18 protein-coding genes and 1 pseudogene are annotated in these 23,659 nt (G+C 66.7%); 12 read left to right on the top strand and 7 right to left on the bottom strand.

Annotation, left to right across the window (positions count from 1 at the left end):
* Positions 1-169 precede the first annotated feature (169 nt).
* From PSPA7_RS12160 to PSPA7_RS12150, 3 genes are read left to right on the top strand one after another with little or no spacing between them, the layout of a single operon-like run.
* Positions 170-1,252 carry a patatin-like phospholipase domain-containing protein gene (locus tag PSPA7_RS12160; RefSeq protein ID WP_012075422.1) on the top strand — a complete coding sequence of 361 codons (1,083 nt, stop codon included), beginning with the start codon at positions 170-172 and terminating at the stop codon, positions 1,250-1,252.
* Between the two features lie 26 nt (positions 1,253-1,278).
* Positions 1,279-2,172, top strand: a complete 894-nt coding sequence (locus tag PSPA7_RS12155) for a hypothetical protein (RefSeq protein ID WP_012075421.1) — start codon at positions 1,279-1,281, stop codon at positions 2,170-2,172.
* Complete coding sequence (locus tag PSPA7_RS12150) at positions 2,156-2,422, top strand: DUF5329 family protein (RefSeq protein ID WP_012075420.1); 267 nt, start codon at positions 2,156-2,158, stop codon at positions 2,420-2,422. The genes PSPA7_RS12155 and PSPA7_RS12150 overlap by 17 nt, the downstream gene beginning before the upstream one ends.
* Here the strand turns inward: PSPA7_RS12150 and PSPA7_RS12145 are convergent, their stop codons facing one another.
* From PSPA7_RS12145 to hmpA, 3 genes are read right to left on the bottom strand one after another with little or no spacing between them, the layout of a single operon-like run.
* Positions 2,423-3,616, bottom strand: a complete 1,194-nt coding sequence (locus PSPA7_RS12145) for an NnrS family protein (RefSeq protein ID WP_033996698.1) — start codon at positions 3,614-3,616, stop codon at positions 2,423-2,425.
* Positions 3,603-3,860, bottom strand: coding sequence for a psl/pyoverdine operon transcriptional regulator PpyR (ppyR, locus tag PSPA7_RS12140; RefSeq protein ID WP_003157851.1), 258 nt, complete (start codon positions 3,858-3,860; stop codon positions 3,603-3,605). The genes PSPA7_RS12145 and ppyR overlap by 14 nt, the downstream gene beginning before the upstream one ends.
* 53 nt (positions 3,861-3,913) lie before the next feature.
* The gene (hmpA, locus tag PSPA7_RS12135) at positions 3,914-5,095 is read right to left on the bottom strand and encodes an NO-inducible flavohemoprotein (protein ID WP_012075418.1); all 1,182 of its coding nucleotides are present in this window, start codon (positions 5,093-5,095) and stop codon (positions 3,914-3,916) included.
* A 153-nt stretch (positions 5,096-5,248) separates the two neighbouring features.
* On the opposite strand from hmpA, the gene norR reads away from it, so the two are divergent.
* The 3 genes from norR to mvaU all read left to right on the top strand — a co-directional run bounded on the left by norR (position 5,249) and on the right by mvaU (position 7,921).
* Positions 5,249-6,802: a nitric oxide reductase transcriptional regulator NorR gene (gene norR, locus PSPA7_RS12130; RefSeq protein ID WP_012075417.1), complete on the top strand. Its 1,554-nt coding sequence runs from the start codon at positions 5,249-5,251 to the stop codon at positions 6,800-6,802.
* A 100-nt stretch (positions 6,803-6,902) separates the two neighbouring features.
* The gene (queD, locus tag PSPA7_RS12125; protein ID WP_003090505.1) at positions 6,903-7,259 is read left to right on the top strand and encodes a 6-carboxytetrahydropterin synthase QueD; all 357 of its coding nucleotides are present in this window, start codon (positions 6,903-6,905) and stop codon (positions 7,257-7,259) included.
* A gap of 308 nt (positions 7,260-7,567) precedes the next feature.
* Positions 7,568-7,921 (top strand): histone-like nucleoid-structuring protein MvaU, encoded by a 354-nt coding sequence (gene mvaU / locus PSPA7_RS12120; protein ID WP_012075416.1) that lies wholly within the window; start codon positions 7,568-7,570, stop codon positions 7,919-7,921.
* Positions 7,922-7,991: 70 nt separating this feature from the next.
* Here mvaU and PSPA7_RS12115 read toward each other — a convergent pair whose 3' ends face one another.
* A complete protein-coding gene (locus tag PSPA7_RS12115; RefSeq protein ID WP_033996709.1) occupies positions 7,992-8,288 on the bottom strand; it encodes a VF_A0006 family four-cysteine protein in 297 nt (98 codons plus the stop codon).
* A gap of 271 nt (positions 8,289-8,559) precedes the next feature.
* Between PSPA7_RS12115 and PSPA7_RS12110 the strand changes: the two are divergent.
* The 5 genes and pseudogenes from PSPA7_RS12110 to PSPA7_RS12085 all read left to right on the top strand — a co-directional run bounded on the left by PSPA7_RS12110 (position 8,560) and on the right by PSPA7_RS12085 (position 19,993).
* Positions 8,560-10,429: pseudogene (locus PSPA7_RS12110) on the top strand (AAA family ATPase).
* A gap of 1 nt (position 10,430) precedes the next feature.
* Positions 10,431-11,069: a 4Fe-4S single cluster domain-containing protein gene (locus PSPA7_RS12105; RefSeq protein ID WP_012075414.1), complete on the top strand. Its 639-nt coding sequence runs from the start codon at positions 10,431-10,433 to the stop codon at positions 11,067-11,069.
* 14 nt (positions 11,070-11,083) lie between these two features.
* Positions 11,084-17,380, top strand: a complete 6,297-nt coding sequence (locus PSPA7_RS12100) for an AAA domain-containing protein (RefSeq protein ID WP_012075413.1) — start codon at positions 11,084-11,086, stop codon at positions 17,378-17,380.
* Positions 17,377-18,726 carry a coiled-coil domain-containing protein gene (locus PSPA7_RS12095; RefSeq protein ID WP_012075412.1) on the top strand — a complete coding sequence of 450 codons (1,350 nt, stop codon included), beginning with the start codon at positions 17,377-17,379 and terminating at the stop codon, positions 18,724-18,726. The genes PSPA7_RS12100 and PSPA7_RS12095 overlap by 4 nt, the downstream gene beginning before the upstream one ends.
* Before the next feature lie 104 nt (positions 18,727-18,830).
* Positions 18,831-19,993 (top strand): IS3-like element IS222 family transposase gene (locus PSPA7_RS12085; RefSeq protein WP_086008389.1). Its coding sequence is split into 2 segments (ribosomal slippage): positions 18,831-19,086 and positions 19,086-19,993, totalling 1,164 coding nucleotides; the frame shifts between segments, so codons are not numbered across the junction.
* A 299-nt stretch (positions 19,994-20,292) separates the two neighbouring features.
* On the opposite strand, the gene PSPA7_RS12080 is transcribed toward PSPA7_RS12085, so the two are convergent.
* The 3 genes from PSPA7_RS12080 to PSPA7_RS32415 all read right to left on the bottom strand — a co-directional run bounded on the left by PSPA7_RS12080 (position 20,293) and on the right by PSPA7_RS32415 (position 21,844).
* On the bottom strand, positions 20,293-20,562 hold the full coding sequence (locus PSPA7_RS12080) for a hypothetical protein (RefSeq protein WP_012075411.1): 270 nt from the start codon (positions 20,560-20,562) through the stop codon (positions 20,293-20,295).
* Between the two features lie 206 nt (positions 20,563-20,768).
* Positions 20,769-21,515, bottom strand: coding sequence for a hypothetical protein (locus PSPA7_RS12075; protein ID WP_041025333.1), 747 nt, complete (start codon positions 21,513-21,515; stop codon positions 20,769-20,771).
* Positions 21,512-21,844, bottom strand: a complete 333-nt coding sequence (locus tag PSPA7_RS32415; protein WP_171941862.1) for a hypothetical protein — start codon at positions 21,842-21,844, stop codon at positions 21,512-21,514. Before PSPA7_RS32415 ends, PSPA7_RS12075 begins: the two co-directional genes overlap by 4 nt.
* A 416-nt stretch (positions 21,845-22,260) precedes the next feature.
* Between PSPA7_RS32415 and PSPA7_RS12065 the strand changes: the two genes are divergently transcribed.
* Positions 22,261-23,646, top strand: coding sequence for a DNA cytosine methyltransferase (locus PSPA7_RS12065; protein ID WP_041025332.1), 1,386 nt, complete (start codon positions 22,261-22,263; stop codon positions 23,644-23,646).
* Positions 23,647-23,659 lie beyond the last annotated feature (13 nt).

Below are 23,659 nucleotides of genomic sequence, written 5' to 3'. Positions count from 1 at the left end.
TTCGACGGTTGCAGATTAACCGGGCGCTCTTAATTGAAGCTGAATTTGCCGCGCGGACCTGGCCAGGCGCGCCATAGGGTAACGGAAAGCCTCTGCGATGGGGCTCGAAAGCGCTTGGCCGTGCGACAACTCGTCCTATAATCGCCGGTCCACACGGGAGAAGACCAGCATGCCAGCCATCCAGATCAAGTCCCCCGCCCTCACCCTCAAGGCCGGACGCCGCGCCCTCGCCCGCATCCGCGAGCGCGGCCTGCAGCCGGCCGACGTCGGCATCGTCCCCGGCGCCGCCGGCGGGCCGAAGGCGCTGGGCATCCAGGGACTGGACCTGGCGATCTTCGGCGAGTGGCTGCCGCGCGCGCCGCGCGAACGCTCGCTGATCGGCGCCTCCATCGGTTCCTGGCGCTTCGCCAGCGCCTGCCTGCCCGACGCCGTGGCCGGCCTCACCCGCCTCGGCGAGCTGTACACCCGGCAGCGCTTCCCGAAGGGTGTGAGCATCGCCGAGGTCTCGCGCAAGTGCGCGACGATGCTCGACGACCTGCTCGCCGGCCAGGACGCGCGGATCCTCGACAACCCGCTGTACCGCCTCAACGTGGTGGTGGTGAAGAGCCACGGACGCCTCGCCCACGACCACAAGGCCAGCCTCGGCCTGGGGCTGTCCTCGGTGATCCGCGACAACCTGATCGGCCGCCGCCACCTGCACCGGCACTTCGAACGGGTCATCCTGCACGACGCCCGCCAGGCGCCGCCGCTGGCCGCACTGAGCGACTTCCCCTCGCGCTACCTGCACCTGGACGGCGGCAACCTGCGCCAGGCGCTGCTCGCCTCCGGCTCGATCCCGATGGTCATGGAAGGCGTCCGCGACCTTCCCGGCGCCGGCCCCGGCACCTACCGCGACGGCGGCCTGCTCGACTACCATCTCGACCTGCCCTACGAGGACCGCGGCGTGGTGCTCTACCCGCACTTCACCGACAAGGTGATCCCCGGCTGGTTCGACAAGGGCCTGCCCTGGCGCCGCGGCGACGCCGGGCGCCTGCAGGACGTGTTGCTGCTGGCGCCGTCGCGCGAGTACCTGGCGCGCCTGCCGCACGCCAAGCTGCCGGACCGCAAGGATTTCACCCGCTACCTCGGCGACGATGACGGCCGCGAGCGCTACTGGCGCCAGGCGATGGCGGAAAGCCGCAGGCTCGGCGACGAATTCCTCGAACTGGTCGACGGCGGCCGGCTCGGCGAACGCCTGCAAGCGCTGGTCTGAGCCGCCACCGACGAGAAGGATCCCGCATGAAACTGGCCGTAGCGCTGATCCACGGCATCGGCGACCAACCCGACAGCCGCGACGAGGACGGCCTGCACAGCTACGCCCGCGAACTGGTAGCGGCGCTGCGCCGACGTCTCGGCGCGGAGGCCGGCGAGGTGGCCTTCCAGAGCCTGTACTGGGCCAGCGTGCTGGACGCCCGCGAACTGGACTACCTCAAGCGCATAGAGCGTGAACCGCTGGGCTGGCGCTGGCTGCGCCGGGCGGTGACGCTGTTCCTCGGCGACGCCAGCGGCTACCGCAAGGTCAGCGCCGCCTACGACACCACCTACCAGCAGGTCCACCAGCACGTGCGCAGCGGGATCATGGCCCTGCGCGCGAAGGTCGGACCGCAGACGCCGCTGGTGATCCTCGCCCACTCGCTGGGCGGGCACATCGTCTCCAACTTCATCTGGGACCAGCAGAAGCTCAACCGCACGCCGAGCTGTTCGATCGATCCCTTCCTCGGTCTGGAGACCCTGGCCGGGCTGGTGACCTTCGGCTGCAACATCCCGCTGTTCACCTTCGCCTACGAAAAAGTCTGTCCGATCCGCTTTCCCGGCCATTGCCTGACCCCGGCCATGCGCCAGCAGGCGCGCTGGCTGAACGTCTATGCCCCGGCCGATCCACTCGGCTATCCACTGCGGCCGCTGCAGAACTACGCCACGGTGGTCGACCAGGACCTCGCCCTGCCGGTCGGCCCCTGGTACAAGCGGCACACCCCGTTGAGCCACATGGAGTACTGGAACGATGCGCGCTTTCACGATTGCCTGGCGGACTACCTGCGCCGCCTGCTGCTTGCTGGCCGCGAGCCTGCCGGCGCTGGCCACGCCCTCCCCGCAGGCGAGCCGGGAGATCGGCCGCTTGCTGAGCTTTGTTGAAGGCAGCGGCTGCACCTTCATCCGCAACGGCAGCGAATACCCCGCCGGCGAAGCCCGCGCCCACCTGCAGAAGAAACTCGACTACCTGGAGCGCAAGGACCTGGTCGCCAGCAGCGAGGACTTCATCGAACGCGCCGCGACCCGCAGCAGCCTCAGCGGCAAGTCCTACCAGGTGCGCTGCGCCGGGCGAACGCGCGACTCCGCCGGCTGGCTGAACCAGGAGCTACGGCGTCTGCGCCAGGCGCCCTGATCAACCCGGATGGCCATCGACCCGCGGCCGCCACAGCATCGGCGCATAGAACCAGGCGAACAGCAGGAACGCCAGCGCCCACAGCCCGCCCGCCAAGGGCAGCGCCCAGTTCGCCGGCAGCAGGCTGGGCAGGATCACCCGCGCCGCGCAGCCGAGATTGAGCAGGGCGAAAGCCCAGGGCATCGCTGCCGGCGGTTGCAGCGCGCGACCGGTATGGCCGAGAGTGACCCGTGCCAGCATCGCCAGGATCAACCCGCCCATGCCGCCTACCGCCAGCGCGTGCAGCGCCTGGCTCGGCGACAGTGCCAGGCCCAGGCTCCAGAGCGCGAGGCCGAGCGGCGCCACGGCGATCCAGAAGTACGCCAGGTGCAGCGACCAGAGCAGCGGCACCCGCCAGATGCCCCGGTCGCGCCAGCGCCACAGGCGCCACAGCTGCGCGCCACCGAGCGCGGCGAACAGCGCCGCCAGCCAGGGCGTCGGCCGGACCGTGGCGCCGGCGGCGGTGAGCAGCGCGACCAGCACGCAGCCGAGCAGGATCCCGTTGTCCAGCCAGGCGAGCGCCGGCACCTGCCGCGGGCGGCCAAGGCCGCGCTGGGTGAAGAACGGGATCACCCGCCCGCCGATCAGGTTCATCATCCCGGCGATCAGCCACAGCGCGGCGATGGAGGCGCGCCTTTGCCAGTCGTCGTTGCCCTCGAACAGGCCGAACAGGACCAGCGCGTCGGCCAGGGTCAGCAGCAGCAACAGGCCCACCACCGGGTAATTGCGCTTCTGCCGCACCCGCCACAGGCTGCGGCCGATGGCCCAGGCCAGCAGCGGCAGGAAGCTCAGTTGCAGCACCAGCAGCAGCGCCAGCGGCGCATCGAATAGCCAGGCCAGGCGCGCCGCCAGCCAGAGCCCGGCGAGCAGGGCCAGGGGTTTGCCTTGCAGGCCGGGCACGCCGGTCCAGGTCTGCACGGCGGTCAGGAGAAAGCCGGCGATGATCGCCACGCCGAAGCCGAAGAGCATTTCGTGGCGGTGCCAGGCCAGCCAGCCGCCGACCGGTTGCCAGCCGCTCCAGAGCCCGGCCAGCGCTGCCAGCCAGAGCGCGATGGCGAGCACCGCGAACAGCGCGCCGCCGAGGAAGAACGGACGGAAGCCCAGGCGCCAGAGCGGCGCGATGGCCATCAACCGGGAACGCTCAAGCACTTGCACAGCAAACCTCCCAACCGGGACGCCGCATGCGGAACAAGGCGGTCAGGCGCATCACGTAGCCGATCTTCAGCAGGGTCGGGCCGAGGATCACCAGCGCATGGGAGAACACCAGCGCCGGCAGGTTCAGGTAATGGTCGAGGAAATAGGCGGCGGTCACGCCGGCGACGAGCAGCGCCAGGCCGGCCGCCAGCAGACCGTGACCGATCCGCAGCACCTGCCGCGGACAATCGAACAGAGCGTTCATCTCGATCTCCTTTTTCCGAAAGGGGCCGGCGCCCGCTGCGCCGGCCTGTCGCTTCAGGCATCCAGCGCGGCGGCCGGGCCGAAGAACTCGTAGTGGCATTGCTGCGAGGGTACCCCGAGGTCGGCCAGGTGCCGCTTGACCTGGGCCATGAACGGCTTGGGCCCGAGGAAGTAGGCATCCAGGTCGCGCTCCTGCGGCAGCCAGTCGGCCAGCTTCTCGCGGCTCAACAGGCCTTCTGCGTCGGCGCGGTCGCCGGCGCGCGGCTCGCTGTAGCAGAAGAAGTGCTCGACCTGCGCGTGCCGCGCCGACACGTCCTCGACCCAGTCGCGGAAGGCATGCACGCCGCCATGCCGGGCGCAGTGGATGAAGCGGATCGGCCGCGCCTTCGGCAGCGCCTCCTGGAGCATCGCCAGCGCCGGGGTGATGCCGACGCCGGCGGTGATCAGCACCAGCGGCTTGTCGCTGTCGCGCAGGACGAAATCGCCGGCCGGCGGGAACAGGTCCAGCTCGTCGCCCTCGGCGACCCGGTCATGCAGGTAGTTGGACACCCGCCCGCCCTGCTCGCGCTTGACGCTGATGCGGTACTCGCGGCCGTTGCTGGCGGCGGACAGCGAGTAGTTGCGGCGCACTTCCTCGCCGTCGATGTCCAGGCGCAGGCCGATGTACTGCCCCGGCTGGAACGCCAGCAGCGGCTGGCCATCCACCGGCTGCAGGTAGAACGAGGTGATTTCCTCGCTTTCCGCCTGCTTGCGCGCCACCCGGAAGCGCCGCACGCCGCGCCAGCCGCCCTCGGCCTGGGCGCTGGCGGCGTAGACCGACTCCTCTGCCTCGATCAGCAGGTCGGCCAGTTGCTGGTAGGCCGCGCCCCAGGCTTCGATCACCTCGTCGGTGGCGACTTCCTCGCCGAGCACCTCGCGGATCGCCCGCAACAGGCAGTTGCCGACGATCGGATAGTGCTCGGGCAGGACCTGCAGCGAGACATGCTTGTTGACCACCTTGGCCACCAGCGGCCCGAGCTCCTGCAACTGGTCGATGTGCCTGGCGTACATCAGCACGCCGTTGGCCAGCGCCCGCGGCTGGTCGCCGCTGGCCTGGTGGGCCTGGTTGAACAGCGGGCGCACCTCGGGATACTCGCCGAGCATGGTCCGGTAGAAATGGGTGATCAGCGCTTCGCCGCCAGTCTCGAGCAGCGGTACGGTGGCCTTGATGATTGCACGTTGGGCATTGGACAGCATGGGTGACTCCTGACGCAGGCAAGGTTTTGTTTCACCTCGAAGCATTTCAGGAAGCGTGCCAACACTGATTATCAGATTTCATGGGCCTGGCGGGCTCTCGTGGGTCATAATGACCGCAACCATTCAGAGTCATTAGGACTACACGAGGTCGAAATGACCACCAACCCCTTGCTTGCCACGCTGATTCCGCTGGTCGCCGACCTGTCCCGCGACCTCCCGGAAGACGAACGCTACCGCCGCCTGCTCCACGCCCTGCGCGACCTGCTGCCCTGCGACGCCACCGCGCTGCTGCGCCTGGATGGCGAACAGCTGATCCCGCTGGCGGTGGACGGCCTCAGCCCGGACACCCTCGGGCGACGCTTCCGGGTCGGTGAACACCCACGCCTGGCGGCCCTGCTCGAACGACGCGGACCGACCCGCTTCCCCGCCGACTGCGGCCTTCCCGACCCCTACGACGGACTGGTGGAAGGCCTCCACGGCCATCTGGAGATCCACGACTGCCTCGGCTGCCCACTGTACCTCGACGATCAGCCCTGGGGCCTGCTGACCCTGGACACCCTCGACCCGTCGCGCTTCGCCAGCGCCGACCTGGACACCCTGGAAGCCTTCGCCAGCCTCGCCGCCGCCACGGTCAAGGCCAGCGAGCGGATGCGCGACCTGACCCGCCGCGCCGAGGACGAGCACCAGCGCGCCGAGGCCTACCTCGAGGCCGCCGGCGAACGGCCGCGGGAAATGATCGGCCAGAGCGCGGCGCACAAAGCGTTGCTGGAAGAGATCCGCCTGGTCGGCAACAGCGAGCTCAGCGTGCTGATCACCGGCGAGACCGGAGTCGGCAAGGAACTGGTGGCGCAGTCCATCCATCGCCATTCCCCGCGCAGCGGCAAGCCGATGATCAGCCTGAACTGCGCCGCCCTGCCCGAGACGCTGGTGGAGAGCGAGCTGTTCGGCCACGTGCGCGGCGCCTTCTCCGGCGCGGTCAACGAGCGGCGCGGCAAGTTCGAACTGGCCGACGGCGGCAGCCTGTTCCTCGACGAGGTCGGCGAACTGCCGCTGGCGGTCCAGGCCAAGCTGCTGCGGGTATTGCAGAGCGGGCAGTTGCAGCGGGTCGGCTCCGACCGCGAGCACCGCGTCGACGTGCGCCTGATCGCCGCCACCAACCGCGACCTGGCCGAGGAAGTGCGCGCCGGGCGCTTCCGCGCCGACCTCTACCACCGCCTCAGTGTCTATCCATTGCGCGTGCCGCCGCTGCGCGAGCGCGGCCGCGACATCCTCCTGCTGGCCGGCTACTTCCTCGAGGAAAACCGACCGCGCCTCGGCCTGCGCAGCCTGCGTCTGGACCACGAGGCCCAGGCCGCCCTCCTCGACTACCGCTGGCCGGGCAACGTGCGCGAGCTGGAGCACCTGGTCGGCCGCGCCGCGCTCAAGGCCCTCGGCCACAACCCCGAGCGGGCGCGGATCATTACCCTGCAGCGCCGCGACCTCGACCTGCCCGAGCAGGCTACCGCGAGCGCGCCGCCAACCGCCACGCCGCAGACCGCGCCGGCGCCCGCCGGGCAGACCCTGCGCGAAGCCACGGATGCCTACCAGCGCCGCCTGATCCAGGACTGCCTGGCCCACCACCAGGGCAACTGGGCCTCGGCCGCGCGCGAACTGGGCCTGGACCGCGCCAACCTGGCGCGCCTGGCCAGGCGCCTACAACTCAGGTGAACGACCGCCCGGTCGGAGCGGACCGGGCCCGGCGTGCAAACCTGTTACCATGGCGACCCCATTCCGGTTGCCCGGCAACCCCGATCCAGAGCGCAATACAGTGGAACTCTTCAAAGAATTCACCTTCGAATCCGCCCATCGCCTGCCGCACGTCCCCGAAGGCCACAAGTGCGGGCGCCTGCACGGCCACTCGTTCCGTGTCGCCATCCATATCGAGGGCGAGGTCGACCCACATACCGGCTGGATCCGCGACTTCGCGGAAATCAAGGCGATCTTCAAGCCGATCTACGAGCAACTCGACCACAACTATCTGAACGATATTCCCGGCCTGGAGAATCCCACCAGCGAAAACCTCTGCCGCTGGATCTGGCAACAACTCAAGCCGCTGTTGCCGGAATTGTCCAAGGTCCGCGTACACGAAACTTGTACCAGCGGTTGCGAATATCGCGGCGACTGATTCGCCCGGCACTTTCGCCGCTCTTCCGCCACCCGCCCTATGACAGGCCCCGCGCAAGCCGGGGCCACCTTCGCCGCACAGCGCCACTTTTTTTCGTGCAGTATCCCCACGGACATAAAGGTTTCACATTGTTCCCGGAAAACATCCGGAAACGCGGTCGAATACTCCGTTAGTCAATAAAAACGCCTGCCTATATTGTTCTTCCGGTGGCTAAAGACTTATCCTTTGCCGCGGACACGGAAAGTCCGTAAAACCACTATAAACGCACCAAAACCCAGCACCATATTTTTAGAACGGGAGTGAAACGAATGTCCAAACTTGCCGAGTTCCGCGAGGCAGAGCGCAAACTTCAGGAGCAACTGGCCCTGCTGGAAAAGCTGAAAAGCGACAGCAGCCTGAAGCAGGAACTGGAATTCAAGGACAAGTTGCAGGCTTTGATGGACAAGTACGGCATGACCCTGCACAACATCATCGCCATCCTCGACCCCAAGACCCCGGTCGCCGTCAGCGCCGCCCCGCAGCGCCGCGCCCGCGCCCTGAAGGTCTACAAGAACCCGAACAACGGCGAAGTCGTCGAGACCAAGGGCGGCAACCACAAGGTCCTGAAAGCCTGGAAAGAACAGTACGGTTCCGATACCGTCGAATCCTGGCTGCAACGCTAAGCCGGTTTTCCCGACGGCATCCCGCCGATGCCGTCGGAAACCCCACGCAGCACTTCTCTTCTCCGCTACATCAATCCTGCGACTTCGATTCGCAGGCGCTCCTGATCTTCTGTGCCGCCAGATTGTTCTCCACCCCCGGCAGGTTCTCCAGCAGACACTCGTAATAAACCTTCTCCCGCGACAGCAGGAAGGAACCGTCGTTATACAACTTGTCACAGGCCTGGGTGATGAAGTGCACCGCCACCCCACTCTTCGCCATGCGCTGGTTGTCGAGAATGCACTGGTCGTAGTCCTTGTCGTCGGCGAGCGCGCAAAGCGGGAATAACAACAGCAGGGGCGGCAGGAACTTCATGGGTTCGGTATCCATGGGAAAGTTGCGTTCCAGCATGAACGACGCCACCCGGAGTGCCAAGCCGGTGCCAGGATGAATTTGCGCGTGCAATTGTTTCAGCGCCCAGCGCCGTGGGCTTGCCGATGTCGCGCCGGGACACAGGTGAGTAACCGCCACGCGGTTATCCGCCGATACCGCGGTATATCGGCGGACAACGCTTGCCGCGTCGTTCGCCCCGGGGCAAGGCAGGCCGGCCGGTTCCGTCGCCGCCGCTGACGACAGGCTTGGAGACACCCCCTCCAGGGCAATATGCTGTGCGCCACGACACACGCTGTGAGCGACTACCGATGCCAGGGACTGCACTGTTCGAAAAGCCACGCTGGTTGCGCGACCTCCTGCGCTTCCTGCCCCTCAAGAGCCAATTCGTCCTCTCCGGGAACATCCGCGACCTGCAAGCCTGCGAAGTGCTGCCGGGTACGGTCACCGCGCAGAGCTTCAACCAGACCCTCTGCGACGCCCTGCTGGACGCCGGCTACGCCCAGGTGCTGGCCTGGGACCCGCTGGCCGGGTTCCGCGTGCTCGGCCGGCCGGGCAGCGAGGCGGACGCCACTGCGCAGGTTCTCCTCGACCTCGGCCTGACCCCGGTGGACGGCGCCGCGCCAGCCGGCATCGACCTGCTCGGCGCGACCCTGCAACGCCTGGTCAACCGTAGCGGCGAGCCGATCGCCCTGATCGTCGACTTCGCCTCGCGCCTGGCGGTGCGCAACGACGCCCTGAGCGCCGCCGAGCATCAGTTGTTCACCCAGGCCCTGGTGCTCTCCCACCAGGCCCGCAGCCGTCCCGCCGGGGAACAGCGCAAACCGTTCTTCAACAGCGTGCTGTGGGTGGTGGAAAAGGAAGGCGACCTGCCCGACTGGCTGCTGGTGGACAACCCGCGCCTGCGCCATATCCCGGTGTCGAAGCCCGACCAGGCGGCGCGCCGGGCCCTGGCCCCGGCGCTGCTCCGCGGGCTCGGCGGCGCGGGCGTCGCCGAGGAGGCCCTGCAACAGGCCGCCGCAACCTTCGTCGAGAACACCGAAGGCCTGCTGCTCCTCGATCTCAACGCCATCGTCCAGCTGGCGCGCGTGGAAGGCCTGGCCATGGAACGCATCGCCGACGCCGTGCGGCGCTACAAGGTCGGCGTCACCGAAGACCCTTGGCTGAAGATCGACCGCCAGCGCATCCGCCAGGCCGATGAATTCGTCCGCCGCCGGGTCAAGGGCCAGCAGCACGCGGTGACCCACCTGCTGGACATCGTCAAGCGCGCGATGACCGGGGTCGGCGCCAGCCGCAAGGGCAACCGCCCGCGCGGCGTGGCCTTCCTCGCCGGGCCCACCGGGGTCGGCAAGACCGAACTGGCGAAGACCGTCACCAGCCTGCTGTTCGGCGACGAGAGCGCCTACATCCGCTTCGACATGTCCGAGTTCAGCGCCGAGCACGCCGACCAGCGCCTGATCGGCGCGCCGCCCGGCTACGTCGGCTACGACGTCGGCGGCGAACTGACCAACGCGATCCGCGAAAAACCGTTCAGCGTGGTGCTCTTCGACGAGATCGAGAAAGCCCACCCGCGGATCCTCGACAAGTTCCTGCAGATCCTCGACGACGGCGTGCTCACTTCCGGGCGCGGCGATCGCGTGTACTTCTCCGAGGCGCTGATCGTGTTCACCTCGAACCTGGGCATCTACCGCCAGGGTGAAAACGGCGAACGGGTCGCCAACGTGCTCCCCGGCGAGCCCTTCGAGGCGGTGCAGGGCAAGGTCCACGGCGAGATCGAGCGCTACTTCAAGCTGGTTCTCAACCGCCCGGAAATCCTCAACCGGATCGGCGAGAACATCATCGTCTTCGACTTCATCCGCGCCGACGTCGCCGAGCAGATCTTCACCCAGATGGTCGACGGCACCTTCACCGACCTCCGCGAACAGCGCCTCGTCATCGAACTGGCCGAGGCGCCGCGCCAAGCGCTGCACGATCTCTGCCTGGGCGACCTGTCCAACGGCGGCCGCGGCATCCGCAACCAGCTCGAAGCACGCCTGCTCAACCCGTTGTCGCGGGCGCTGTTCGACCAGGACGCGCAGCCGGGCGAGCGCTTCCTGATCAGCGCCCTGGACGCCGACGGCCTGACCCTGGAACGCCGCTGAGATGGAACTGAGCCTGTCGCGGGTGCATTTCCCGGTGACCACCCTGGGCCCGGGACGGCGCCTGGGCATCTGGTTCCAGGGCTGTAGCATCCGCTGCCCCGGCTGCATCTCCGCCGATACCTGGGGGCCGGGCAGGCGACGCATCGCCCTGGCACGCCTGCTCGCCGACATCCAGCCATGGCTGGAGCAGGCCGAGGGCATCACCGTCTCCGGCGGCGAACCCTTCGAGCAGTTCGACGCCCTCCTCGCCCTGCTCGGCGAACTGCGCCAGCGCAGCCGCGCCGACATCCTGGTCTACAGCGGCTACCCGCTGGAGCATCTGCACGCGCAACTGGAACAGGCCGCCGGGCTGATCGACGCGCTGATCAGCGACCCCTACCAACAGCACGCCGGACAGAGCCTGGCCCTGCGCGGCAGCGACAACCAGCGCCTGAGCCTGCTCACCGAACTCGGCCGCGCGCGCCTCGGCGGCTACCAGCGGCCACTGCGCGAAGACGACAAGGCCCTCGACCTGATGTTCGACCACGACGGCAGCGTGTGGATGGCCGGCATCCCGCGCCGCGACGACCTGCTGCGGCTACAGGACCTGCTGCGCGAACAGGGCCACCAACTTAGCGTCAGCGCCCATCGGCCGCGCTGAATGGATCGATACCGATGATACGTTTCTGCCCCAACTGCCAGAGCGAACGCTCGCTTTCGGAAATCTTCTGCGAAGGCTCGATCCAGGGCCAGCCCTGCGGCTGGGACCTTTCCGCCGAAGCCATCCATCCCGCCGGCTGGCGACCACAGCCGGTGCTGACCCAGGAAGCCATCGCGCCGCCCGCCAGCGAGCCGCCAGCGGCGTCCGCCCCGCTCTGCGCCAACGGCCACCCGCTGCAACCCGGCGACCTGATGTGCCTGGAGTGCGGCGCCGCGCCGGCCGAAGGCCCGCTGCCGATGCAGGCCGAGGCCACGCCGCAGCCCGCCGTCACGGAAACCCTGATCGACGGCTGGCGTCTGCTGCGGCAGATCGCCAGCAGCGACGGCGTGCGCGAGCGCTACCTGGCCGAACATGCGGAAAGCGCCCGCCAGGCGGTGCTCACCCTGTATCGCCCGGGTGCCGAGCCGGACCCGGCGATCTACGACGTGATCCGCCGCCTGCCGCGCGAACACGTGCCGGAAATCCTCGCCACCGGCCGCTGGGACGAGCGCGCCTACGAAGTGGTCGAGGAACTCACCGGCGGCAGCCTCGCCGACCTCGGCACCGTGCTGGAGGACCGCGAGGCGGTGCGCCACGTGGTCCGCGAGCTGGGCCACGCCCTGCACGTGTTCAACGAGGCCGGCCTGCGCCACCGCGACCTGCGCCCGGCCAGCCTGCTGGTGCGCAGCCACGAGCCGCTGGACCTGGTGATCAGCGGCTTCGGCTCGGCGCGCCTGTCGGAGTTCGACCTGGATATCGTCTCGCCGCTGGAGACCAGCCGCTACATGGCCCCCGAGGCGATCGCCGGCGGCGTGGCGGCGGCTTCCGACTGGTGGAGCCTGGGCATGATCCTGCTGGAGCAGTTGACCCGCGGCGCCTGCTTCGAAGGCGTCAACGCCAACGCCTTCCTGATCCACGTGCTGGCCAACGGCGTGGCGCTGCCCGACGACCTCGACCCGCAGTTGCACCTGCTGCTGCGCGGCCTGCTCGCGCGCGACCGCCACCAGCGCTGGCAGTGGCCGCAGGTACAGGCCTGGCTGAACGGCGAGGCGGTGGACGCGCCGGCCTCGGCGGACAGCGAAAAGGACGACGCCGAAGGCGCCAGCATCGCCCTCGGCGCCCGGCGCTTCCGTAAGCCGACGGTCTTCGCCCTGGCCGCGGCCCAAGCCGAGCACTGGGCGGAGGCCCTCGACCACCTGCTGCGCGGGGCGATCGTCACCTGGGCCGAGCACATCGGCCTGTCGCCCAGGCTGCTCGCCGGCCTGCGCCAGGTGGCCCAGCACGAGGGGCTGGAGGACGACTTCCGGCTGATGCTGGCGCTCAAGCTGCTGAACCCGGAAATCCCGCTGATCCAGCGCGGCGAGATCGTCACCCCCGGCTGGCTGCTGGAGCATCCGCTGGAGGGCTACCGGCTGATCAGCGGCTCGGTGCCCGACCTGCTCGAACAGTTACACACCGAAAGCTGGCTGTCGAGGCTCAAGACCCGCGCCGAGAACGTCCGCCAGCGCGCCCTGCACCAGCACATCGAACTCGCCGAAGAACAGTTGCGCATCTACCTGCTGTCGACCTCGCGGGCGCGCCTCGCCGCGCAGTGGCAGGAGCGCCAGCGCCTCCTGCCGGACACCGAGCACCCCGGCCTGCTGGCCCTGGCCGAGCGCCGGGTGATCGCCGAGGAAGACCTGATCGTCCTGCTCGGCGCCAACATCGGCCAGTTCCGTGCCGCCGAGGCGATCGTCGAGGAAGCCGCCGGCCTGGCCCGGGACACCGATGTGCACCTGTTCGACGCGGAGACCGCGCGCGGCCTGTTGCAGCACTCGCGGCAGGAGCTGTACCGCCGCGTCGACGAACGCATCAGCGGCTTCGCCCGCAGCGGCGTGCCCAGGGTCGACGAATGGGCCGAGCAGTTCCGCCTGGAGCGGCGCATGCCGTTGGCGAGGGTTCTGGTGCTGCTGGCGATCCCGCCGGAACAGTGGCTGGAACCGCAGAAGCAGCAGTACGTGTCGCAGATCCTCGATTTCTTCGAGAAGAAAGTGGTCGCCGCGGTGATGCGCGGGCCGCTGGTGCGCATGAGCATCGGCAAGAGCACTCCACGCATCGACCTCAACGAACTGCACAGCGCGCGCCGCCCCGCCGCCGCCCTGCTCGACCACCTGCTGCAACGCAACGCCCGCGCGGTGAGCCTCGACCCGGACAGCTTCCTCGCCAACCCGCAACTGGAAGTGCGGCTCAACGCGCTGTCCCGGCAAAGCTCGCTGTACAAGCGCGACACCGGCATCGACGGCCTCTACCTGGGCTTCCCCTTCCTGCTCAACCGCGACCCGCGCGGCACCACCCGCACGCGCATCGTGCCGCTGCTGCTGTGGCCGCTGAAGCTGCAACTGGAAGTCGGCAGCCGCGGCCAGGTGGCGCTGGCCTTCGACGGCGAGCGCGAGGAAGTGCGCCTCAACCCGGCCCTGGAAAGCCTGCTCGGCCCCGAGCCGTGCAAGCGCTGGCGCAAGGTCGCCGACGAACTGCTCGGCCGCTCCGCGCTGCGCGCCGCCGACGTGATGGATGCCTTCGGCCTGCTCGCCACGCCGCGCGCGCGGGTGCTGGAAGGATTGCCGCCGAGTTCGACCGAGGTCACGCCCTACCAGGACCAACTGGCCTGCGCCGCGGTGCTGTTCCACGTCACCTTCATGGGCCAGGCGATCGGCGAAGACCTGCGCCAGCTGAAGAGCCTGCCGCCCTCCGGCACCGGCCTGGAGACCGCGCTGCGCCTGCGCGAGAACGGCGAGCCGGAAGCCCGCGAGAGCCCGCCGGAGTTGCAGCGCTACTTCACCGTGGCCAGCGACCCGTCCCAGGAGGCCGCCGTGTTGCAGGCCCGGCAGAGCCCGGGGCTGCTGGTGGAGGGCCCGCCCGGCACCGGCAAGAGCCAGACCATCGTCAACATGGTCGCCGACGCCATCGGCCGCCAGCGCAGCCTGCTGATCGTCTGCCAGAAGCACGCCGCCCTGGAAGTGGTGCACAAGCGCCTGGTGGCCGAGGGCCTGGGCCAGCGCATCGTCATGCTCAACGACGTCAACCGCGACCGCGAACCGGTGATCCGCAACATCCGCGAGCAGCTCGAAGCGCTGTTCGCCGACGCCGGCGGCGCCCAGGGCTGGGAGCGCCAGCGCGAGCGCCTGGCGGCGCGTATCGAGGCGCTGGAAGGCGAACTGGACCGCTACCACCAGAGCCTGCACCGCGTGGACGAGGCCACCGGGCTGAGCTACCGGCGCCTGCTCGGCGAACTGATCGAGCTGGAGAAAGGTTCGCCGCCGCTGGACTTCCCGGCCCTGCGCCAGCGCCTGGCGACGCTGGACATCGGTAGCCTGGCGCGCCTGGAGGAAAACTGCGCGCCGCTGGTCCGCCTCTGGCTGCCGGCCCGCTACGAAGGCAGCCCGCTGGCGCAACTGCGCGCCTTCGCCACCGACCAGGCCACCCTGCAAGCCTTCGCCGACAGCCTGCGCGCCTTCGGCGAAGCGGAGAACGCCCGGCAGAAAGCCCTCGACGAACACCCGGCGAGCTTCGAGGTCGACGACCCGACGCCCTACCGCGCCTGGCTGGCAAGCCAGGTCGGTACCCTGCTGAACTTGCGCGAGGAGCAACGCCAGCGCCTGGCCCACTGGCTGCCGCTGTTCCGCGACGCCGCGCCAGGACAGCCGAGCCGTGGCGACGGCCTGTTGGCGGAGGCCGAGCAGATCGAACGGCAACTGCGCCAGCTCGACCTCGAACGGCATGCGCCGCTGCTGTCGCCGGCCCTCGCCATGCTCGAAGAGAACAACCTCGAACGCTTCCAGGTCCACGCCCGCCAGGTGCTCGAGGCACGCACCTGGCTGGCCCGGCTCAACCCGCTGCGCCTGCTGCGGCGCGGCCGCCTGCGGCGCTTCCTGCGCGAGCACGGCGAGGCCGACGACGACAGCCGCCTGGCCGCCCTCCTCGGCGCCTGCGGTCTGGAGCGCCAGTGGCGGCCGCTGCGCCGGCAACTGGGGGCGCTGCACCAGAGCCTGGGGCTGGCGACAGTCGCCACCGATGCCGGCCCGGAACTGGCCAGCCTGGCCGGCCACGCCAGCCAGCAGCTGCGCGAAATCCAGGCCCTGGCTCGCGGCCTGGCCCAGGCGCCGCGCGCCGAGCAGCTCGACGCGGTGATCCTCACCGGCGAGAAACAGCGCTTCGAAGCGCTGCTCGGCGACCTCGACGCCGCGCTGATCCGCCAGGCCGCACGCCAGCTCAGCCTGGACAAACTGAAGGTGCTCGCCGACTGGCTCGGCGACGAACTGCAGGAACAGCTGCACCGCGCCATCGCCGGCAACCAGAGCAACCTGCCGGCCCTCGGCCGCCTGCGCGAGGCGCTGCCGCAACTGGTCGCCTACCAGCGCTTCCGTGGCCGCGCCGGCCAGCTCGAAGTCACCGACCTGGAATTCCTGGCCCTGCTGCGCCAGCGCCAGGAACGACTCGACGCGATTCCCGCCGAAGCACTCGAAGCCACGGTGCGCCGCATGCTCAACCGCGAAGCACGGCTGGGCTGGAAGCAGCGCCTGGAACAAGCCAACCCGGAACTGCTGTTCAGCCAGGACGAAGCCAGGGCCAGGGTCGCCAGCCTCGCCGAAGCCGACGTGCAGATGCGCGCGCTGAACCGCGAACTGCTCGGCAAGGGCATCGACGTCGCGCGCCTGGGCAGCCGCAAGCAGTGGGAAGACGTCACCCGCCTGACCGGCAAGCGCTCGCGGCGCCTGCGCGAGTTCATCGAGCTGGGCGCCGAACTCGGTCTGATGAGCCTGCGCCCGGTCTGGCTGATGAACCCCGACCTGGCCAGCCGCGTGCTGCCGCTCAAGGCCGGGCTGTTCGACATGGTGATCTACGACGAAGCCTCGCAGATGCCGGTGGAGTTCGCCCTGCCGACCCTCTATCGCGGGCGGGTCACGGTGGTCAGCGGCGACGAGAAGCAGATGCCGCCGACCGCGTTCTTCTCCAGCCGCGTGGAAAGCGACGAGGCCGAACTGTTCGACGGCGAAGCACCCGACGAGGACGCCGACGAGGAGCAGCGCGAAGCCTACGAGGACACCTGGAACCGCCGCGAGATCAAGGACTGCCCGGACCTCCTGCAACTGGCGCGCAACGCCCTGCCCAGCACCACCCTGCAGATCCACTACCGCTCGGCCTACCGCGAGCTGATCGGCTTCTCCAACGCCTCGTTCTACGGCAACCGCCTGAGCGTGCCGGTACGCCATCCGCAGGCCAACATCCTGCGCATCAAGCCGCTGGAACTGATCCAGGTGAACGGCCTGTACCAGAACCAGAGCAACGAGCGCGAGGCCGAGCGAGTCGTCGACTACCTCGCCGAACTCTGGCGCCAGCCCTACGCGGCGCGGCCGTCGGTGGGCGTGGTCACCTTCAACCGCAAGCAGGCCGACCTCATCGAGGAGCGCCTGGAACTGCGCGCCGAGCAGGACGAGACGTTCCGCGCCGCCTACAGCGAGGAGCGCGAGCGCAGCGAAGACGGCGAGGACATGGGCGTGTTCGTGAAGAACGTGGAGAACGTGCAGGGCGACGAGCGCGACGTGATCGTCTTCTCCTCCACCTTCGGTCGCAACGGCCAGGGCAGCTTCCGGCGCAACTTCGGCGTGCTCGGGCAGACCGGCGGCGAGCGCCGTCTCAACGTGGCGGTGACCCGCGCGCGGCGCAAGGTGGTGATGATCACCTCGATGCCGATCGGCGACATCTCCGACATGCTCGGCACCCAGCGCTCGCCGAGCAGCCCGCGCGACTACCTGCAAGGCTACCTGGAATACGCCCGCGCACTGTCCGCCGGCGAATTCGCCGGCACCGGCCAACTGCTCGAGCGCCTGCACACCGACCGCAGCGACCAGCGCCGCCAGCACTACCAGCGGCACGACGGCTTCAGCGAGATCGTCGGCGAGTACATCCGCTCGCTGGGCTGGTCCGCCGCGCCCGCCAGCGAAGGCGACGCCTTCGGCCTCGACTTCGCCATCGAGAACCCGGCCACCGGCCTCTATGCCATCGGCATCGAATGCGACGCCCCCTGCCACCCGCTGCTGGAACGCGCCCGCGCCCGGGAAATCTGGCGACCCTCGGTGCTGCGACGGGCGATCCCGCACCTCCACCGGGTTTCCTCCCAGGGCTGGTACCACGACGGCGACAACGAACGCGCACGGCTGCGCGCCGCCATCGAGAAAGCCCTGGCGCCCAGCGCGGAAACCCATCCCACGGCAGCAGCGGAGGCCTCCCAATGAGCGGACCGAAAGTCGTACGAATCGTCACCCGGGAAGAAGCCATCGCCACCTGCGAGCGCGACCTGCAACGCCTGGACAAGGCCCTCGCGCGCTGGGAAAACCAGGCCCGCCGGCTCGCCCAGCTCAGCGACGCCGAGCGCGCCGCCGCCCACGCCCGCCGCGCCAGCCTGCATGCCCTGCTCGAACAGGAGCGCTGGCTGGACGTGCAATTGCAGGTGAAGATCGAAAGCGAATTCCTCAAGCGCGACCTCGCCGAACGCGAAGAGCGCGCCATCCGCCAGGCCGCGGAAACCCGCCAGCAACGCCGCCGCCTCCAGGAAAACGCCAGCGCCCTGCTCCAGGCCCTCGACGCCAGGCCCGATGCCGCCAGCGCGGCATTCCGGCAAACGCTGCAAGCGCTGGCCGACGGCGCCCTCCGCGACGACGCGGAAGCCCTGCTCGCCCAGGGCTTCGCCGCCCTCGCCAGCGCCCCCGCCGAAGAACGCCTCAGCGAAGCCCAGCACGAACTCGCCCAGCGCCTGAAGACCGACGAAACACCCATCACCCTGGAACAGTGGCGCGCCCGCCAGCAACCGGACGCCCCGCGCGAACAGCGCCTGGCGGGCATCGACCGGCACATCGCCGAGCTGCAACTGCTGCAAGGCGAGGCCAGCGCCCAAGCGTTCCTCGAGCGACTGGCACGCGCCGAAGCCGAACAGCACCCGGAGCGCCGCAACCTGCTGCTCGACAGCCTGGTCCTCGACCTCGCCCAGGCCGCCCGCGAACACCGGCAGCAACGCCAACGCCTGGAACACCTGCAAGACCTCGCCAGCGAAGTCGCCGCCCTGGGCGCCGCCGAACACGAAGAACTGCTCCGGCGCGCCGCCGCCTGCCAGCCCGACAGCGATCCGCAGCACCTCGCCGAACTCACCGAGCGATGCAACGCCATCCTCACCGCCCACCTCCAGCAACAGGCCGCCCTCGCCCGCCGCCAGGCCGTGCTCCAGGGCCTCGCCAGCCTCGGCTACGAAGTCCGCGAAGGCATGGCCACCGCCTGGGCGCAGACCGGCAGGGTCGTCCTGCGCAAACCCGCCACCCCCGGCTACGGCCTGGAAGTCGGCGGCAAGGCCGACAACGGCCGCCTGCAACTGCGCGCCGTCGCCCTCAACGCCAACCGCGACAGCCAGCGCGACCGCGACATCGAAACCCTCTGGTGCGGCGAATTCCAACGCCTCCAGGCCCTGCTCGCCGCCCAGGGCGGCGAACTCAGCGTGGAACGCGCGCTGGGCGTGGGGGAAGTGGCGTTGAAGGAGATTGGCGAGGAGGAGCAGCAGGAGATGGGGGTGGTGCGGCAGAGGGGGTTGTGAGGATTGCCAAGGCGCATGTCCTACGGCTTGTAGCCATCCTGTAGTGGTCTACTGACCCCGGACACCGATTTAGGCGAGAATCCTCGCCGTGAGAGAGGTGTCTGATGAGCAAGCAACGACGTACGTTTTCCGCCGAGTTCAAACGAGAGGCTGCCGCCTTGGTGCTGGACCAAGGCTACAGCCATATCGACGCCTGCCGTTCGCTGGGGGTGGTGGACTCGGCCTTGCGCCGTTGGGTGAAGCAGCTCGAGGCGGAGCGCCAGGGTGTGACCCCGAAGAGCAAGGCGTTGACGCCTGAGCAGCAAAAGATCCAGGAGCTGGAAGCCCGGATCAACCGGCTGGAGCGGGAGAAAGCGATATTAAAAAAGGCTACCGCTCTCTTGATGTCGGACGAACTCGATCGTACGCGCTGATAGACCAGTTGAGTGAGCAGGAGTCGGTGGAAGTGGTCTGTTCAGCTTTCAATGTGGCGCGGTCTTGCTACTACGTCCACCGTCTTCGACGGCGGCGTGTCGATGCTCGCCGCGTGGCGCTACGCAGCCAGGTCAACCAGTTGTTCAGCCAGAGTCGGGGCTCGGCCGGCAGCCGCAGCATTCTGGGCATGCTGCGCGAAGAGGGCGTGACCATCGGCCGTTTCCGAGTGCGTCGGTTGATGCGTGAGCTGGGCCTGGTTAGCAAGCAACCGGGCTCGCACGCCTACAAACAGGCCACGGTTGAGCGGCCGGATATCCCGAATCGGCTGAACCGCGAATTCGCGACCGAGCATCCCAATCAGGTGTGGTGTGGCGACATCACCTACGTCTGGGCGCAAGGCCGTTGGCACTACCTGGCCGCGGTGCTGGATCTGCATACCCGGCGGGTGATCGGTTGGGCGTTCTCGGCCAAGCCGGATGCCGAGTTGGTGATCAAGGCCCTGGACATGGCCTACGAACAGCGCGGCAGGCCACAGCAGGTGCTGTTTCATTCAGACCAGGGCAGCCAGTACGCCAGCCGCCTGTTTCGGCAACGGCTCTGGCGCTATCGGATGCAGCAGAGCATGAGCCGTCGGGGGAATTGCTGGGATAACTCGCCGATGGAGCGCCTGTTCCGCAGTCTGAAGTCGGAGTGGGTCCCGTCAACGGGTTACCTGACGGCGCAGGAGGCCCAACGGGACATCAGTCATTACCTGATGCACCGCTACAACTGGATCAGGCCGCATCAATTCAACGACGGGCTACCGCCTGCGGTGGCCGAAGAAAAACTCAACCCACTGTCCGGGATGGGTTGACCACTACAACTCACTGATTTTTCTAAAACAATCTAGGGCGCTCGCTGCAACCGATGTCCTACGATACCTAACGGCTTTCAACAATTTCCCGCAAAAGTCCCTGAGTCCAGAAAGCCTCCAACAATGCCCCGATTGGCGATCGTCGCTCCGCATCCGCGAGCTGCTGGTCTCGGTACTAAGCCTGAAGGAATTCCGCGACCGGCTAATCGAAGCCTACCCGGGGATGACAACCGACTAATTAGCCGACGCAATGTCGGACATGCCGGCAGTAGCCTAGTTGGCGGGGGCAGCTTGATGTCTTACGAAGGGTCTGACATCCCATCAAAGAACAAGGCGCAAGCAAGGCATAGTCCAACAAACACTGCACAGTAAGCGGCCCAGAGGTTGAACTGAATGGAGAGTCTGGTGAGTTTTTCCACCATTTCTGGAGCAGCCGTCAGCGCGTCCAGCTGCTGCTTGGCGGAAATATGCCAGAACATCCCCGAGATCAAGCTCAACAGCGCCGCCAGCGCTCCAAGAAACTGCTTGAGATAAAGACCGATGAGATATCGAATGTGCGGCCAGCCCATACTGTCGTGCTCCGAGTTGTTCGAGCACTCTATATCGGCAATCCGCGCTGGAACTGAAGCGAGGATCTGATAGTGGCCGCTTCCTACGGCTCATCTCCGTTCCAACGGCAGATTGCATTCTTCAACCGCAAGATCGACCTGCCCGGCTTATCAATCATGCTGGTTGGCCTGTCGGTAACTTCGGTCCGGGTTCGCCTCGATCCGCGTCAGTGTGCAATGACGCGGCCGTAGAACAAGTAAAGTCCCGTGAGGACCGTACTGCTCCCACCAAAGATGTTGTCATATTTCAGCTCGACGCCGAGGCCCGCGCTCTCGATCGCCAGCTGGTAGTTGTGCGTTATGCCTTTACGGCTCAAGTATGCAGCCCTGATGCTGTCCGGTACGTTTGGGGACAGGCTCACGCCCAAGAAATCATAGCCAGTGGTCACGCGCCTTTTGGTCAATATGACGAGCTCGGACTCAGGCCCAATTGGGATCTGAATTGAGCCATGTCTCGGGACGGTCAGGGTATCAAGCAGCTTTTGGGGAATCGCTCGACTCGGTGAAAGGGGCAGTGTCCTTGATACTTTCTCGTTGGCTTTGACGGCATCAAGGATTCTCACTTTGACCTTTTCGGCCGGCAGGTTGCTCGTGTTGTCCAAGGATAAGGTCAGGTGGTTCTCCGAGTCCCCAAGCCACTGCATCATGCTGACGTGCGAAACATGTACTTCGGTCGGGTTCGAGGCCTCGAAAAACCTTTCCAGCTTTCTAAGCGATTCAGCGGAGCTCTTCGATGAAGAGGGGCTTGAGCAGATGGTTGCATTGGGCATCTCAACCGGCCCGCCCTGAGGGTTGTTGATCAATACATTGCAGTCGCCGCTGACAAGCTGGTAGTTCTGTAAAGGGGGCTGCTCGTTCGCAAACGCAGCCGCCGAACCAAGGACAAATGCCAGGGACAGGATGGGCCAGGTCAATTGCTGCTCTCCAACTTGTTGATCAACACATTGTTCGAGCCTTGCACCATCTGGATATTGGTCGAGCTCGTTGGTGCTGGAGCCTGCGGCGTCGACTTGCTCGCATTGACCTTCGTGGGTTCCTCGTGGCGCTTGTATTCACTGAAAGCAGCCAGCAACAGTGACGAAATCGCCGCAGCGATAAAGGTTAAGGCGACGGCGTTCAGCATCCGATTTCTTGCCTGCGCCTTCGGCATACCAAGAAGCACGAGCCCCGCAACCAGCACGACAAATGCCGCCAATGTGAGTGGATTGTTCAGATAAGGAGCCCATGCGTTTACATCATTCATGTTCAAAAACACCCTTTTTAAATAAAGATTCAGGGCGATCAAGACGATCGCAAATCAAGTAGCGCGGGCTAATCCCAGCGCGGAGGCTAGCGCCCCTGTTTTTTCAGCGCATCTCAAGAATCACGACGAAATTCAAAAACATAGAATCATGTCAGATTCGGCCCTGCACCTCGTCCCTGAAGCATGAAAGCATTGCGTTTGCCTGTCTGGGCATCCATTATCCGCACTGACGGGAACCGTCGAGAATGCCGGCGAGGCGACGGTCCCAAGGGAAACAGACTGATGTAGCCCAAATTGGCGCGGAGTATGCCTCGATGGAGACGAAGGTCCCACACCTTGAAGGCTATACAAGCAATGGTCCTGGACTACAGCTGACGCTCCTTCCCCCCCACATAGATCCATCTGGGCAGGAGCCCATGAAGCAGAACGAGAATTTCCCCCCCTTACCCCCCCTGGACCAGCCCCTAAAGTTTGCCGACCTATTTGCAGGTTGCGGCGGGCTATCCTTGGGCCTTTCGCTCGCAGGGCTGAATGGAGTGTTCGCCGTAGAACGCGACAAGATGGCGTTCTCGACGTTGTCTACGAACCTGATTGAGAGGAAGGATGTTCCCATCACTCCATTCGCCTGGCCTTCCTGGCTAGAGAAGCAAGCCTGGGGCATCGATGACATCCTCGACCAGCACGGTGCTGAGCTCGCATCCCTGCGAGGAAAAATACAGGTACTTGCAGGCGGCCCCCCCTGCCAAGGATTCAGCTTCGCAGGGAGACGACAGGAGGCCGATCCTCGCAACAAGCTGTTCGAGAAGTATGTGGAGATGGTTAGAGCCATCCAGCCAGCAGCGCTCGTTCTGGAAAATGTTCCAGGAATGAAGGTGGCCCACGCCACTAAGGGACGAGAGCTGGTGAAGGAGATTTCGAAGGAGCGAGGACTACAGATCAAACCACAGTCCTACTATGACAAGCTGGTCGAAAGCCTGACTAGGATCGGTTATCAGGTCCTTGGCAAGATTGTCGATTCTTCTCTATTCGGGGTTCCGCAAAAGCGCCCACGCCTAATCGTGATCGGCCTCCGCCAAGATCTGGCCAATCATCTCGTCGGAGGCATGGACAGAGCGTTTGACCTGCTCGAGGAAGCTCGTCGCAAACAGTTGCAAGACCTCGACCTTCCCGATCAGGTCCGTGCCGTAGATGCCATTTCGGACCTAGAGATGAGGGGGCGCGGTACAAGACCTTGCAGTGACGACGACTCCCCCAAAGGGTTTGAGGAAATCCGCTATACCGGCCCCCGAACTCATTTCCAGCGATTGATGCACCGGGACTGTGTCGGCGACGTTGACAGTTTGCGACTGGCGAGACACCGGGCCGAAGTCAGGGATAGGTTCCAAGCAATTATCAGTGACAAGGAATGCGCCAAGGGCGTACGCATGAGCGCCAAGCTTCGTGAGAAATATGGGCTCAAGAAACATCGCATCTACCCAATGCAGGCAAACACGCCCGCCCCTACGATCACCACCCTGCCGGATGACGTCCTACATTACAGCGAGCCTAGGATATTGACCGTCAGGGAGTCTGCGCGACTGCAGTCGTTCCCTGATTGGTTCAGGTTCCGCGGCAAGTTCACGACTGGGGGCAGCCAGCGTACAAAGGAATGTCCACGTTATACCCAGGTTGGCAACGCTGTGCCTCCCTATCTTGCCAGGGCCATTGGCATGGCGATCCAGGCAATGCTGAAAGAGACCGTGGCGCTAGCAAAAGAGCAGGCGGAACTCGAGCAAGAAGAAGAAATGATAGCCATCGCTTGAACACATAGGAGTC

The sequence above is a fragment of the Pseudomonas paraeruginosa PA7 genome (assembly GCF_000017205.1).
In the GTDB taxonomy this organism is placed as follows: domain Bacteria; phylum Pseudomonadota; class Gammaproteobacteria; order Pseudomonadales; family Pseudomonadaceae; genus Pseudomonas; species Pseudomonas paraeruginosa.
Note: the sequence above shows the minus strand (reverse complement) of the source record. Positions and strands in the feature narration are given on the sequence as shown.